Genomic DNA, 15,052 nt, shown 5'->3' with positions numbered 1-15,052 from the left:
AGCCTTATCGCTTTACCCTTTTCTCTTTATTTCGTCTTTTATTTCTTTCTCTAATTCTTCTTCTAAACCACACCAAATACGATTTTTTAAAATATAAACAAACCCTGCAAAAATGATTAAAAATAAAATAACACGAAAACCGGTTTTTTTACGAATTTCCATATGAGGATCGGCAGCCCACATCAAAAAAGCAGAAACATCGCGCGCATAATGTTCAATGATTTCTGGGGTTCCATCTTCATAAGCAACCATACCATCACTCAAAGGAGGAGCCATAGTTAAAGAATTACCGGCAATAAAATAAGGATTATACCAATAACCATTCGCAATTTTTATCTCCTTCGGTGCCTTCTGATATCCTGTTAAAAGAGCTGTAATATAATCTGGACCAGCTGTATCATAATGAGTCAATGCATCAGTAATTAAAGCAGGAAACGGCAAAGATACCCCACGTGCACGTGCTATCAATGTCAAATCTGGAGGATAAGCACTATTCAAAATAAATCTTGCTTCTTCTTCATGTGAAAAGGGAGAAGGAAAACAATCCGTTGCAACCCCAGCACGTTTAAAAAATTTTCCTTCTCGATTAGGACCATCGCGCACTTCATATTGCCCCGCCAAAGCTTTGATCTGTTCTTGATCATACCCAAGATCTTTTAAATTGCGAAAAGCCACATATTTTAGCCCATGGCAGCTGGAACAAACTTGTCTATAAACCTTTAATCCGCGCCTCAATTGCGCCTTATCATAAAGCCCAAATGGACCTGAAAAACTCCATTCTTGTTTTTTAGGAACCTGTAAAGGAAAAGAAATAAATCCTTCTTCCTGATCAGAGGCATCACTCGCTAAACTCTGAGCAGAAAAACTCATAGCAACAATAACAACCAGCCCGACAAAAACATTTACCATAGTCTCTTTTTTTTCTGTTTTAAATCTTGCATAATTGAAGAAGGAAGAGAACAATTTTTTTCAAACGCTGGCAAAATCGGCAAAATAACCAAAAAAAATATAAAATAATAAACCGTAGCCAATTGTGTCCATAAAAGAATTTTGTCACTTATTTCTCTTGACCCCAACCAACCAAGAAAAACGACATCAATAACCAACGCCCAAAAGAAAATTTTATAAACAGGTCGATATCTTGCTGAACATATTTTAGAGCGGTCTAACCATGGCACAAAAATTAAAATGCAAATCGAACTGACGAATAAAACAAAGCCAACAAAGTTTGAAGAGAAAATACCGATATCAAAAGTTATAGCACGAAGCATCGCATAAAAAGGCAAAAAATACCATTCTGGAACCACACGAAGAGGTGCCTTTAAAGGATCTGCCACACTATAATTTTCAGCCTGCCCCATATAATCGGGCATATAAAACAAAAACCAGGCAAAGAAGATGAGAAAAACAGTAATAGCAAAAATATCTTTGATAAGCGCATAAGGCGAAAATGGAACTGTTTCCTTATCTGATTGTATAGCAAGACCCGTTGGATTGCCTTGCCCAACACAATGAATTGCCCAAATATGCAGCCCCACAAAAAGAAGCAAAATAAATGATAAAACATAATGGAAAACATAAAAACGATTCAACGTTGGTTGTCCTACGACATAACCACCCAGAAGTGTCTCATGCAACCATGTCCCCACCAAAGGTATCGTTTTTAAAAGCCCTGCAATCACTGAAGCCGCTGAAATAGACATCATCCCCCAAACAAGCACATAACCAAAAAATGCTATTGCCATCATGATGATATAAATAAAAATACCTGTAACCCATACCATTTCTCGCATATTTTTATAAGAACCATAATAAAGTCCACGTGCTAAATGGATATAAACAGCAATAAAAAAAAACGAAGAGCCTACACAATGCCATGGACGAAAAAGCCAACCAAACTGCCCTTCACGCCGAAATCGTTCACTGGTTTCAAAAGCCAAATGAATATCCGGAACATAATGCATAGCCAAGACAATACCAGTCAAAAGCTGTGATAAAAGCATAATGGTCAAAATACCGCCAAATGTATAAAAGTAATTAAGATTACGCGGAACAGGAAAAATCACAAATGCATTATAAAAAAAACGAGGAAGAGGAAAACGCTTATCAAACCAACGGGCAAGTGCATTTTTAGGACAATAAGGAGAAAACCTTGTCATAACCTTATCCTATTTTGAGCAAAGTATCAGAAAGAAATTGGTAAGGAGGAATAGCCAAATTATAGTTAGCTGGACCCGACCGCACTCTTCCAGCTGTATCATAAACAGACCCATGACATGGACACAACCACCCTCCAAATTTCCCAGATTGCCCAAGTGTTATACAGCCTAAATGCGTACAAAGATTAATGACGATAAGCCAATTTTCACGTCCTTTACCTGCTGAACGTGCAAAATCCGTCGCTTCTTTTTCACCTTCAAGATTAGGATTGCGCGCTTGACGATCTTTTAGAAGTCTCAATTCAGTAGCGCGCGCATCAGCAATTTCTTTTGCCGTACGATTTCGAATAACAACAGGCTGTCCTCGCCACTTTACCGTTACTGACATCCCCTCTTCAATACCAGAAAGATCAACCTCAACAGAGGAAGATGCCAAAACAGCTTCATCTGGACGCAACTGACGGATAAAAGGCCACACAACCGCTCCCATTCCAACTGCTCCTGCAACAGCTGTTACCAAAAACAGAAAATCCCGCCTCGTTTGCTCACCCATGGCCTTAACTTAAAGAGACACTTTGCTAAAACATTCTTTTACCATACCCTCTCCCATTGTACAATGCTTGATCACTCCGTTACCTCAACCATAAAAACATCCCCGTAAAACACTCCTGCCATTTGTATGGTTTATACAAAAAACTGTTTTATAATGATAATTCATCGTTTTACAGAGTGAATGAAATCCCTAAACACCGTAAGGTTTTTTCATTTCAAACCTATTCATATTAATCAATCAAAATTACTCCCCCGCCCGTGAAAATCAGAGATAGCATGTAAATAAACACTTCTAAAGAAAGAAACATAGTCTTGTTATGACCATATCTCAGTAAACAAGTTGAGCTTATCGGTTATTTCTTTAACACATTTACAGCATCTCTCCCTCCCTCAATTCCAACTGGTTGCATGAGTATTTTTTTCGCTTCTGTTTTTGCATAAAAAGCATATTTTGTTGATTTTAATTAAAATTGATGATCTAATCTCATTAAATATCCCACTTTTCAACATAATGAGCCAAGTCATTTCATGGATTGCTCAATAAAAGGAAGTCCCTAATAGGGAGCTTCTCTCTGATCCCAAACAGACCTGTATACATAACTTTTCCCTGAAATTTAAAGGGAATAAAAATGAACCGTAAAAAACATGTATTTCTCAAAGCATATTTTTCGAATAAATTGTGGTGCTTCTTTACAAAGTCGAAAGAAAAATCATATTACAGAGAACATGACACTTCATATAGCTCTTTTCCAACCTGATATTGCTGGTAATACTGGAACGATTTTACGTCTTAGCGCTTGCTTTGGTTTACATGTGCACATTATTGAACCTGCAGGCTTTAATCTGTCGGATCGTAATCTCAAACGCGCAGGATTGGATTATCTCGAATATGCTTCCTTAGAACGACACATTGATTGGCAACATTTTATAAGCTCCATGAAACACTTTAACCGCCGCCTGTTGCTTTTAAGTACAAAAGCAAAAACATGCTATACGCAGATATGCTATCAAAGAAATGATGTTTTACTTTTTGGTCGTGAAACAGCTGGCGTTCCCGATTATGTTCATGAAGCGGCCGATTACACATTAAAAATTCCCATGCAACCACAGGCACGCTCTCTAAATCTCGCCATGAGCGTAGCCATAACAACAGGAGAAGCATTACGCCAAATTGGTTATCATGAAAGAAACTGTAATCTATAAAAACATAAATTATCACGAAAAACAATAATACAACATATAAAGAACAGTTAGAGCGTATAATGCCTATCATTTTCCAACAATTAAGTGCTGGTAAAATAAACATTTCTTAGTGCCCATCACATCCATTTCATATCACCTCATATCACCACCTATGAATGATTAAATACTCCTCATAGTAAAAATCCAGTGAACATCCCCCTCTTTATGGTCATACAAGGTGCAAACCGCTACCACTATTCTCTTTATTCGTTCTCATTTTCGAGAATCCTTATCTTTGAGATGATTCATAAGAGACATTTTTCCTCTCTGTAATCATTTTTCCTCACTTGTGACGTGTAAGGCAATAACTTTGATTGATGTAATATGAACAGGTTTGAAATAACCTTACAATATTGTGAACTCTTATTTCACATAAATAATGATTATTATAAATTAATATGTTGACTTAAAAAATATAAACAACAGTGAGTTTATAAACAGAAATATTATAAATCAATTTTTTCTAATAGTGCATGACGATCCATTAAAAATCCGCTTTCAATCCATATCATTTCTAGCTCTTTAAGCTTTTTTCCTAAAAGTACACCTTTTGTAAAACCTTTCTTTATTAAATCGTTACCATTAATAGGAAAAGTTGGAATTTGCCATTTTTGGGCAAATTGATAAAGCTTGACATAACCCTCTGCTTTTTGCAAAGCATCACTTTTTTCCAGATGATCAAGATGTGATGCAGCGACAGACAACGATAATTGATCTAAAACTGGCTGTCGTCCATGAAAATAAATCAGTTTTTGCACAAAATGATCAGAACAGTTTTGGTTTATTATTTCTAACTCTGCCCATTCTTTTAATCGCGTTGTTTCCTTAAGAGAAAAACGCAAGCGCTGTGCCATTTCATGAAGACGCATGGGATCAGGAGGAAGAAGGCTTTCTAGCCGTAACAATGGATCAACTTTCCAACCAAAAGCCTGTTCTGTCTTCACCAATGCGTGAATTGCATCAATACCCCATCGTTCTGTTTCAGGAAAAATGAGTGCCAAAATTCTGCTTTGTCGCATCCATAAAAGAGCACGCGTTGGATCAAACGCCGCAAGAAGCTTTTTCATTTCTGCCCAAATACGTTCAGAAGAAAGTTTTTTTAAACCGTGTTTTAAACGAACACATGCCTTCAATCCTTGCACATCAGGTCGCCCTGCTCCATACCACGCAAAAAAGCGAAAAAACCGTAAAATACGCAAATAATCTTCGCCAATACGATCTTCTGCAACCCCAATGAAACGAACTGTTCGGCTAGCAATATCACTCAAACCTCCCACATCATCATAAAGGTTGCCAGCAGCATCACAATAAAGCGCATTTATCGTAAAATCTCGCCGTTCAGCATCTTTTTTCCAATCACGACCAAATGCCACTTTTGCATGACGACCATCTGTTTCAATATCGCAGCGAAGCGTTGTAACCTCATAAGAACATGAATGAGCAACTACTGTTATTGTACCAAAAGCAATCCCTGTAGGAATAGCTTTAAATCCTGCTTCTTCTACACGTGCAATAACCTGTTGCGGCAAACAGGTTGTGGCAATATCAATATCACTAATAGGCTGCCCTAGCAGTTGATTGCGCACTGCTCCCCCTACAATACGCGCCTCTTCCCCCTCCACAGACAAAACACGAAGAAGTGTTTGGATATCACTTTGTTGTAACCACGCAACCTGTTTGAAGTTCTGTCTTATATTCACCCTTTAACCTTTCAAAAAAGTTGTCTTCATTGCTTTAAAAAACTCTCTTCATAAAACAAATTTTTTAAGACATCCCTTATAAAGCACGTCTATTCTTCCAAAGAAACTTTTCTCTTCTATACGAATATGAAAAAAAACGGCATATGATACTTCATTTCTTCTCATTTTCTGTTACAAACAATAAGATATCCATTATCATGCAGAGAAAATTACCATTTTTGCGACAAACGCCTTAAGGAAGAAATATGAGTCAACATGATCCATCATCCAATTCTATAAAAAAGGTCAATATCAATCATGAAGCTCAAGTCATTATTGATGATATTGATACGGCACACAAAGAGTTGGATATTTTACAAAAAGAAATTGACAAAGTTATTTTTGGGCAAAATCAGGTAATCGAATATGCTTTAATCGCTATTTTTGCTGGTGGTCACGCCCTTCTTGTCGGGGCTCCAGGACTTGCAAAAACACGTCTTGTTGAAACATTGGGAACAGTCTTAGGGCTTGATGAAAAACGCATCCAATTCACTCCTGACTTAATGCCATCGGATATTATTGGTTCTGAAATTATGGATTCCGATAAAGACGGTAAACGTTCTTTTCGATACATTCAAGGTCCTATTTTCACGCAACTTCTCATGGCCGATGAAATCAATCGTGCTTCCCCACGGACACAGTCAGCCCTTTTACAAGCTATGCAAGAATATCATGTTACTGTTGCAGGTACCCGTTATGATTTGCCACAACCTTTTCATGTTCTTGCAACGCAAAATCCTCTCGAACAAGAAGGGACCTATCCACTTCCTGAAGCACAACTGGATCGCTTTTTGATGCAAATCGATATTGACTATCCTGACCTCACAACAGAGCGACGGATTATTTTAGAAACAACAAAAGAAAAAAAATCAAATGCAAAACCAATTTTATCCGGCAAAAAATTGCAAAAAATTCAAAATATCGTTCGCAAAATGCCTCTTTCAGAAAATGTGATTGAAGCTATTTTAAAAATTGTCCGCTCATCTCGCCCTCATAAAGACAATAGCCTTGCTAATACTTATGTTTCTTGGGGACCTGGTCCACGGGCATCACAAGCCCTTTCACTTTGTGTTCGCGCTCGTGCTCTTTATTATGGACGCTTAGCCCCTTCACTTGATGATGTTGAAGCATTGGCCTATCCCGTATTACAACACCGCATGGCTCTTAATTTTTCTGCCCGTGCTGAAGATATAACCGTAAAAGATATTATTAATAACCTTGTGAAAGATGCTCTTTGAATGGCTCTTGGCAAAAAAGTTTTACAAAAGCCTCCATTGTCGCTGGCAAATGAACTGCATAAGGATACTGGCAAAATGCCATATTTCCTTTTACAAGCGCGTCATATCGCTAATACATTGATAACCGGATGGCATAGACAACGTAAAAGCGGTAATGGGGAAAACTTTTGGCAATTTCGTCCCTATATGGAAGGAGAATCCATTAGCCGCATTGACTGGCGTCGCTCAGCGCGTGATGAAAATACATATCTCCGTGAACATGAATGGCAAATGACACAAACCGTTTGGCTTTGTCCTGATCAGAGCGCATCAATGCATTACTGTTCGCGCTTTTCTAAAATCTCTAAAGGTAATCATGCCACTCTTCTTACCCTTACCTTGGCATCCCTTCTTGAACGCAGTGGCGAACATATTGCTATTCCCAACTTAATGTCCCCCACAATGACATCCAATGTCGTAGAACGAATAGCCTTTGCTTTAGAAAATCATTCAGATGAAAATTCATTTCCGGATTTTTCAACGATTACACGCTTTTCACATGTCGTTATAATGAGTGATTTTCTCGACTATCCTGAAAAAGTCATCCAACATTTAACCGTTTTAACTACAAAACAGGTAACAGCGCATTTAATTGAAATTTCTGATCCCGCAGAAGAAAGCTTTCCCTACACAGGTCACACAGAATTTTTGGATCCTGAAACGAAAGAGAAACATGTTTCCACTAAAGCAGAAGATCTTCGTAGGAGCTATTGTAAACTATATCACGCAAGGCGACAAGAATTGGTAAATTTTTGCGCACGCCAAGGATGGTCTTATCACGTTAGTACAACAGATCAACCTTTAACAGAGACCATTTTTCATCTTGCAAATACAATGAGCGACTCTCCATTGCAAAAAAGGAGGGCACTTTGAGTTTTGCTGCTCCCTTTCTGTTACTAGGGCTTTTGTTCCTACCGGTCATTTGGTGGCTGTTGCGGATAACTCCTCCATCTCCGCGTAAAGAGCTTTTTCCCCCTTTACGCTTCTTACCCAAACCAACTCATCAACAAGAAACAGCAAAACATACACCTTGGTGGTTGCTCTTGTTGCGTTTAACCATAGCGGCACTTGTTATCATAGCTCTAGCACGCCCCACTTGGAATCAAAAACCAATAAGCTTTTCTGGGTCTCAACCCCTTGCACTCATTATTGATAATGGTTGGGTTTCTGTAAAAGAATGGAAACAGCGCATCTCTATCGCTGAAATGCTCCTTGCACAGGCAGAAAAACAGCAAAAAAATATTTATCTTGTTGCAACGGCTGAAAATAATATCTCCAATATAGAGCCCCAACCAGCCAAGATTATAAAACAGCATTTAATGCATTTGCAACCGCGTCCTTGGCCTGTCAACCGTGTGCATGCCTTCAAAAAACTCAGCGAAATAACCAAAGGAAAACCTCTTGATATTGCTTATTTAAGTGATGGATTACAAACAAATGAAGATGAGCAAGCTTTTGCTCTTCTTGAAGAATTAAAACCTAGAAACTTCTTGTGGTATTTGACTGATATTTCCGATTTAACCGGCATAACATCCATAGAAAATAACAATGGAAACATGGGCGCGCGTATTATCCGCTCAACAACACACAGTAATACTCCCGCTATACTCAGCCTTTACGATTCAAATAATCAACTTCTCGGTCAATTTACGAACAATTTCTCTGAAGGAGAAACAACAGCACTTGTTCCTTTTAATGTACCACTTGAACTACGCAATGATATCGCTTGGATAAAAATAAACAATCAAAACCATGCTGCTGCAACCTTCTTGGTAGACAGCCATAACAGGATAAGCCGTGTTGCTCTTCTCTCACCCGATACTAATGAAATGGCACAGCCTTTACTTGCTCCATTTTATTACATTATCAAAGCCTTACAAGGTCATACACAGCTTATAACAGCCGGTGGAAGAGAACTTTCAACGGATATTGATCATTTGCTTAAACAAAATCCATCTGTTTTGATTATGGGTGACATTGTTAACATACCCCCAAAAGCAGAAAAAAAACTTTCTGATTTTGTGAATAAAGGGGGAACACTCATCCGCTTTGCAGGAGAAAAACTCAGTAGCGCAGAACATTACGATAACCTTCTTCCGATACCACTGCGCCCAGGTCAACGTTCCCTTGGAAGTATTATGTCTTGGACAAAACCACAAAAGCTTGCCCCTTTTGCAAAAAATAGCTTTTTCTTTGGTCTTCCCTTTCCAGGAGATGTTACTGTCTCGCGCCAAATCCTCGCAGAACCAACCCCAGATCTTTTTGAAAAAACGTGGCTTAGCCTTTCGGATGGAACTCCTCTTATTACCGCAGCAAAACGTGGTAAAGGAACCCTCATTCTCATTCATGTTGCTCCTGACCCAACATGGTCTAACCTTCCTCTTTCTGGCTTTTTTGCACAAATGCTGCAAAAATTAATCACATTAGGTTCTAACGAAAACACAAACCTAACACACAGAGAAAAAAGAACAGTGATACAAAACCCTTGGCGAACTATAGCCGTTGACGGACAATTACAAGTACCACCCTCTGATGTTGTTCCTTTGATCTTTGACTCTCAAAATCCACCCCATCCTTCCTACCATACTCCCCCAGGACTTTATGGTGCCAAAAACAATTTTTATGCACTCAATCTCTTAACTCATTCGTCGCACTTGATGAAACAATCATCATTGCCAACTTCTCTTAATAAAAGCCCTTTATCTTACGATACAAAAGAAAAAAATCTTATCGGTCCACTTTTAGGATTAGCCATCTTATTATTCGCCTTTGACAATTTTCTCATTTTATGGATGGGAGATATTTTTTCTTTCATGAAACGGCGTAATATGTTTCTCGTCCCCTTTATAAGTCTTATTGCCTTGTTTTCATATGATCCAACTCTTCATGCACAAACGAAAGAAAATCATCATGATAGTGTACAAGCTGCTGGCGCAACACATCTTGCCTATGTTATAACCAATAATCATGAAATTGATACAACGAGTAAAAGTGGTCTAGAAGCGTTAAGTCAATTTATCGCAGAGCGCACAATGCTTACCCTTGGCTCTGTTACAGCACTTGATCTCGATAAAGATGAACTCTCTTTTTATCCTCTTATTTACTGGCCAATTGATGTTAAGAGTCCTATACCAACCCCCAAAAGCCTTGAAAAAATAAATAACTTTATGAAACATGGGGGAACAATTTTATTTGACACGCGCGATCAGATAAAGAGCAATCTTAATCTTGAAGGAGACGCTACTCCAGAAACGCAAAGATTACGAGATATCTTAAAAGAGTTAAATATTCCATCCATTGAGCCAGCATCAACAGATCATGTTGTTGCACGTTCTTTTTATATTATGCCAGATTTTCCTGGTCTCTACCGTGGTTCACCTTTATGGGTTGAATCCTCATCAACAAACAAAAAAAATAAAAACTCTCTTGCCAACGGCGATAACGTAAGCTCCCTTCTCATCACCGCAAATAACTTTGCTGGGGCTTGGGCACTCGATGAAAAAGGGGCATGGAAATATCCCCTTGTTCCCAATGATCCAATGCAACGTCTATGGGCATTTCGTGCAGGTTTAAATATTGTCCTTTATGTGCTTACAGGAAACTATAAAGCGGATCAAGTGCATGTTCCAGCACTCTTGGAACGCTTTAAAAGAGAAAGAAGGCAATGATATCATTTTTCACTTTTCAGCCTTTTTTACCACTCTTTTGGATTCTGCTCTTAAGCGGAATATCGATTCTTTTTGTCGTTGTTGGTCTTGTTACGCTACGGCAAGGTTCTTTATTTCGTCTGATGGCATTAAGCGCCCTTATCCTTGCTTTGCTCAATCCAATGATCATAAAAGAACAGCGCGAACCACTGAAAAGCACAGTAGGCATTGTCATTGACCGCAGCAAAAGCCAATCATTTGGAACACGTACAAATGATAGTGATGAAGCGCGCAGGCAATTAGTCGAAACACTGGCGCATTATCCACAATTTGAACCACGCTTTATTGAAGCTGGGAAACTTGCTGATAATCAATATGCACCCTCAACGAATTTGTTTGAAGCTTTAACACAAGCATTATCTGATGTACCGTTCTCTCGTTATGCAGGAACCATTTTTATCACCGATGGACAAGTGCATGACATCCCTGACCTATCAGATCTTCATCATGAAGCACCTCTCAATGCCCTGATTACAGGATACTCAGATGAATTTGATCGCCAAATCAAGTTTATTTCTCCTCCACGCTTTGCCCTTGTCAACAAACCACAAACGCTCTCCATTTTGGTAGAAGATAAAGGCCCCGCCAAAAAAACAATATCAGAGAAAGCAAATATTACACTAAGCGTCAATGGACAAGACATTGGCCATTATTCTGTAACTCCTGGCGTGATTTTTCAAACTGAAATTACCCTTCCTCATGCTGAAAAAAATATTATCCAAGTTATAACTGATCCACACAAAGGTGAACTAAGCTTGGAAAACAACCGCGCCATAACAATTATTGAAGGAATCAGAGAAAATTTACGCGTTCTTCTTATTTCAGGTGCTCCTTATAATGGAGAACGGACATGGCGAGACCTTTTGAAAGGTGACTCCAATATTGATCTTGTTCACTTTACTATTTTGCGTCCCCCCACCAAAGCAGATAATACGCCCTCAAGCCAATTATCCTTAGTGGTCTTTCCCACAAGAAAACTCTTTGTTGAAGAAATTAATAACTTTGATCTCATCATCCTTGATGGCTACCAGCACTCTACTGTTCTCCCCTTAATCTATTATGATTATATCGCCCAATATGTACAAAAGGGGGGTGCATTGTTGATGGTAACAGGACCTGAATTTACCCAAAAAAACTCACTTGCGAAAACACCTTTAATAAGCATTCTACCGGCATTGCCCAATGGAACTATTATTGAAAAACCTTTTCGCCCCACATTAACCAAAGAAGGTGAGCGCCATCCTGTCACAAGGGGTCTTGCAACACTTAACCTTCCCGCTTCTCAATGGGGGCAATGGTTGCGACAAATTGCTATTCAAAACATAAATAACGGAATCGCCCTCATGAAAGGAGCGGATGAACAACCACTTTTACTTCTCTCCCATGTTGATAAAGGACGTGTGGGCATGTTGCTTTCTGATGAAAGTTGGCTTTGGGCACGAGGTTTCGAAGGCGGTGGTCCTTATGCTGCTCTTTATCGTCGTATTGCCCATTGGCTCATGAAAGAACCAGAACTTGAGGAAGAAAAATTAAGTGCGACTAGCAGCCATCATCATTTAACAATTCGCCGCCAAACTCTAAAAGACCATCCAGAACCCGCTGAAATAATCTTTCCCTCTGGAAAAAAAGAAAATATTACTCTGACCAAAGAGAAAGAAGGCCTTTTTACTGCAACTGTGACCACTGATGAGACAGGAATTTTTAACATTAAAAATGGCGGTTTAACAATACTTTCTTCTGTAGGGATGCTCGATAATCTTGAGTTGTTTGACTTGATTTCAACACAAGAAAAACTAGCCCCCATTATTAAGCACACTGGTGGCTACATCGGACGTTTACACCCTGAAGGAAAAGACAACATTCATCTTCCTCCATTTAAGCTGATTCAATCAAAAATAAGTCCGTCCTCTTCCCCAACACATTCAATTGTTCTGAAAGAAGCAACAGAAACCCGTTTAATCAATACCTTTTATTTTTCGATATTTTCTGGTTTTTTTGCACTGCTTGCTTGCCTTTTACTGTTGAGCAGCATGTGGTATTATGAAGGCCGTTAAAAAGTCTGAGATTTCGTATAATAGTTTTAAAATTCAGCTTATCTTTTTACGTATTTACTTGTCTTTTGTAATTAGATAACGTATTGATTTATAACTCAAAATACAGTGGAATTCTCCTTATTTCCAATATCCTCATATTAAAACAATAAAAAACATTCTCTTGCGTATTATTAGAAGGGATGCTGTATGGATAGAAACCATTGAAGAAAAGAGTGAAATACCTCTTATGAATCCTCTTAAAGCAAAGCAAGGATTTTCATAAAATTGGGGGAAAATAGTATGATGTTTTTTATTTGCACCTTGTATAAGTGTAGAGATGGTAGTGTACAGTAAGCCCTATATAGTTCACAGAAGCTTTCCATTATAATATCGAGTACCATCGTGAAATTAGCTCAAACGCATTGAGAAATGTTTTTTTTACAAATATGTGAATCTACAACACAATGATATTTTATTAGGGATATTCTATTTGGAACATTCCGCTTGAGACATTCTTTTTTGCAAGCTAATTTTCATTTTACAATCTTTCTTGCCTTTAAGCACTAACTTATCTTATGTTTATTCTTTAAATCGTTTTTAATACTTTACGAGCTTTTATGTTTTATCTTGCCCATATATCGGATGTACATCTTTCCCCTCTCCCGCAACCTTCCCTTTTTGAACTTTCTGGGAAACGTCTTACCGGTTATCTGAACTGGCAAAAAAAACGTAAGAGTCAGATGGCAACAGATGTCCTAGAAACTTTAATAGATGCCTTGAACAAAACAAAACCTGATCACCTTGTGATCTCTGGTGATCTTGTAAATCTTGCTCTTGATAAAGAATTTGTACAAGCTCATCGTTGGCTACTTAACCTAGGAAAACCTCAAGATATTTCTTTGACATTTGGAAATCACGATGCCTATGTCCGGGGCGCTTTACAAAAAGCATGCACTCTCTTTAAACCTTGGATTACAGGTGACATCCCTCAAAAAAGTGCCTTTCCTTATATGCGCATTCGCAAAGATGTTGCCATCATAGCAGCTTCTTCAGCCATTGCGACATTGCCTTTTCAAGCTTCTGGCTATTTTGGTAAAATGCAAGCGCAAACTTTACCGCTCTTTTTAAAGGAAGCAGCACAGCGCAACCTTTTTCGTGTCGTCATGATTCACCACCCCCCCTTTCCAAAGGCAACGTCTTGGCATAAAAAACTACGGGATATAAAACGTTTTCTAGACATTATCAAATACCACGGTTGTGAGCTTATTCTTCACGGACATACTCATTTACCCACATTGAATTACATTGAAGGACCAATTAAAAAAATTCCTATTGTTGGTGTTCCTTCCGCATCACAAGCTTTTGGTGATAAAAAACCGCCCGCAGGCTTTAATTTATTTTCCATTGAACGCTTACAAAATCAATGGCATTGCCAATTACAACGTTATAGCATTATCAACCCCAAAAACGAGATTGCATGTACTGAAACAATTAATCTTTAAACACCTTCATAGTTGCCCAAACAACAAAAAATAAAAACATTTTTATTTCACATCCCTTTGGAAATCATAATTCTTATTTCCCTTTTTCTCCTTAAAAGATAAAGTTTCACCTTCTCTGTCAATAGATCAATTTTTCTCAGACAGTTCCATCTGCTGCCCCACTTATGTGACTAGCTTTTTACAAACTTATCGGTTTTCTTCCTTCCCGCTCTAAAGGACGAAAATTCTACCACATCTGATTTATAAATAATTCGGATTCTTGTCTCACGGGTTCCAGCTGCTAATTGCGCATGTGATTTACTTCACAAAGCTCTACACATAAACCCTGCTTTGAATTTCATCATCCACTCCTCCAAAAGCATCTAATGCCTAAAATCCTTATATTATTACAATGATGATATTTTATAGAATAATAGAGACGCTCATTCAGCTTCTATACCTGAAAATCAATGGCTAAAAAAGCCAAATAATAACTAAAGTATATAATTTAAATAACCCAACCTACTTGTGATTCATAAAAAAATGATGTTGATTGATTTATCGTAAATAGATTTGAAATGATCCATTACTATTTCACTCGAAATTTATTATCGTACATTAAAAAATTAGGAAAATAATAGATTATATTTCGATAACAGACATAGGTAATAATGTTTTTTATGTCTCAATAAATTCCTAATTTTCTCTCTATTTTTTCCTATAAATCACTTTATAATACTCTTTATAATTATTTTATTATTGAATTATATTGCGGATGTAATTTTACGTTCTTTAGAATTTTTTTGCGAGCTTTTTGTTATTAAATAAAATATTTTACGATACCGCAAAACAGAAAAGTTGA

The 15,052-nt window shown here is 37.9% G+C and carries 10 protein-coding genes; 6 read left to right on the top strand and 4 right to left on the bottom strand.

Annotated elements, in window-relative coordinates:
- Positions 1–12: 12 nt before the first annotated feature.
- From ACFIL3_RS00415 to petA, 3 genes are read right to left on the bottom strand one after another with little or no spacing between them, the layout of a single operon-like run.
- Entirely contained in the window at positions 13–909 is an 897-nt protein-coding gene (locus ACFIL3_RS00415) for a cytochrome c1 (protein WP_375636227.1), read from the bottom strand.
- On the bottom strand, positions 903–2,159 hold the full coding sequence (locus tag ACFIL3_RS00410; protein ID WP_375611174.1) for a cytochrome bc complex cytochrome b subunit: 1,257 nt from the start codon (positions 2,157–2,159) through the stop codon (positions 903–905). The genes ACFIL3_RS00415 and ACFIL3_RS00410 overlap by 7 nt, the downstream gene beginning before the upstream one ends.
- A 4-nt stretch (positions 2,160–2,163) precedes the next feature.
- Entirely contained in the window at positions 2,164–2,712 is a 549-nt protein-coding gene (petA, locus tag ACFIL3_RS00405) for a ubiquinol-cytochrome c reductase iron-sulfur subunit (protein WP_375611173.1), read from the bottom strand.
- Positions 2,713–3,437: 725 nt separating this feature from the next.
- Here petA and ACFIL3_RS00400 point away from each other — a divergent pair.
- Positions 3,438–3,914: a tRNA (cytidine(34)-2'-O)-methyltransferase gene (locus ACFIL3_RS00400; protein WP_375612986.1), complete on the top strand. Its 477-nt coding sequence runs from the start codon at positions 3,438–3,440 to the stop codon at positions 3,912–3,914.
- A gap of 485 nt (positions 3,915–4,399) precedes the next feature.
- On the opposite strand, the gene ACFIL3_RS00395 is transcribed toward ACFIL3_RS00400, so the two are convergent.
- On the bottom strand, positions 4,400–5,653 hold the full coding sequence (locus tag ACFIL3_RS00395; RefSeq protein ID WP_375681749.1) for a CCA tRNA nucleotidyltransferase: 1,254 nt from the start codon (positions 5,651–5,653) through the stop codon (positions 4,400–4,402).
- Between the two features lie 245 nt (positions 5,654–5,898).
- Here ACFIL3_RS00395 and ACFIL3_RS00390 point away from each other — a divergent pair, with 245 nt between their 5' ends.
- The 5 genes from ACFIL3_RS00390 to ACFIL3_RS00370 all read left to right on the top strand — a co-directional run bounded on the left by ACFIL3_RS00390 (position 5,899) and on the right by ACFIL3_RS00370 (position 14,211).
- A complete protein-coding gene (locus tag ACFIL3_RS00390; protein ID WP_375606357.1) occupies positions 5,899–6,930 on the top strand; it encodes an AAA family ATPase in 1,032 nt (343 codons plus the stop codon).
- Positions 6,931–7,842, top strand: a complete 912-nt coding sequence (locus ACFIL3_RS00385) for a DUF58 domain-containing protein (protein WP_375681748.1) — start codon at positions 6,931–6,933, stop codon at positions 7,840–7,842. It begins immediately after the preceding gene.
- On the top strand, positions 7,839–10,637 hold the full coding sequence (locus ACFIL3_RS00380) for a DUF4159 domain-containing protein (protein ID WP_375681747.1): 2,799 nt from the start codon (positions 7,839–7,841) through the stop codon (positions 10,635–10,637). Before ACFIL3_RS00385 ends, ACFIL3_RS00380 begins: the two co-directional genes overlap by 4 nt.
- Entirely contained in the window at positions 10,634–12,730 is a 2,097-nt protein-coding gene (locus ACFIL3_RS00375; RefSeq protein ID WP_375681746.1) for a glutamine amidotransferase, read from the top strand. Before ACFIL3_RS00380 ends, ACFIL3_RS00375 begins: the two co-directional genes overlap by 4 nt.
- Before the next feature lie 596 nt (positions 12,731–13,326).
- On the top strand, positions 13,327–14,211 hold the full coding sequence (locus tag ACFIL3_RS00370) for a metallophosphoesterase family protein (protein WP_375611167.1): 885 nt from the start codon (positions 13,327–13,329) through the stop codon (positions 14,209–14,211).
- The last annotated feature ends 841 nt before the right edge of the window (positions 14,212–15,052 follow it).

It is taken from the genome of Bartonella sp. CE47NXGY, assembly GCF_042195415.1.
In the GTDB taxonomy this organism is placed as follows: Bacteria; Pseudomonadota; Alphaproteobacteria; order Rhizobiales; family Rhizobiaceae; genus Bartonella.
Note: the sequence above shows the minus strand (reverse complement) of the source record. Positions and strands in the feature narration are given on the sequence as shown.

Excerpts from the sequence above, each read along its gene's own strand:
- ACFIL3_RS00415 (WP_375636227.1), bottom strand. The coding sequence starts at position 909 with ATGGTAAATGTTTTTGTCGGGCTGGTTGTTATTGTTGCTATGAGTTTT.
- ACFIL3_RS00410 (WP_375611174.1), bottom strand. The coding sequence starts at position 2,159 with ATGACAAGGTTTTCTCCTTATTGTCCTAAAAATGCACTTGCCCGTTGG.
- petA (WP_375611173.1), bottom strand. The coding sequence starts at position 2,712 with ATGGGTGAGCAAACGAGGCGGGATTTTCTGTTTTTGGTAACAGCTGTT.
- ACFIL3_RS00400 (WP_375612986.1), top strand. The coding sequence starts at position 3,438 with ATGACACTTCATATAGCTCTTTTCCAACCTGATATTGCTGGTAATACT.
- ACFIL3_RS00390 (WP_375606357.1), top strand. The coding sequence starts at position 5,899 with ATGAGTCAACATGATCCATCATCCAATTCTATAAAAAAGGTCAATATC.
- ACFIL3_RS00385 (WP_375681748.1), top strand. The coding sequence starts at position 6,931 with ATGGCTCTTGGCAAAAAAGTTTTACAAAAGCCTCCATTGTCGCTGGCA.
- ACFIL3_RS00375 (WP_375681746.1), top strand. The coding sequence starts at position 10,634 with ATGATATCATTTTTCACTTTTCAGCCTTTTTTACCACTCTTTTGGATT.
- ACFIL3_RS00370 (WP_375611167.1), top strand. The coding sequence starts at position 13,327 with ATGTTTTATCTTGCCCATATATCGGATGTACATCTTTCCCCTCTCCCG.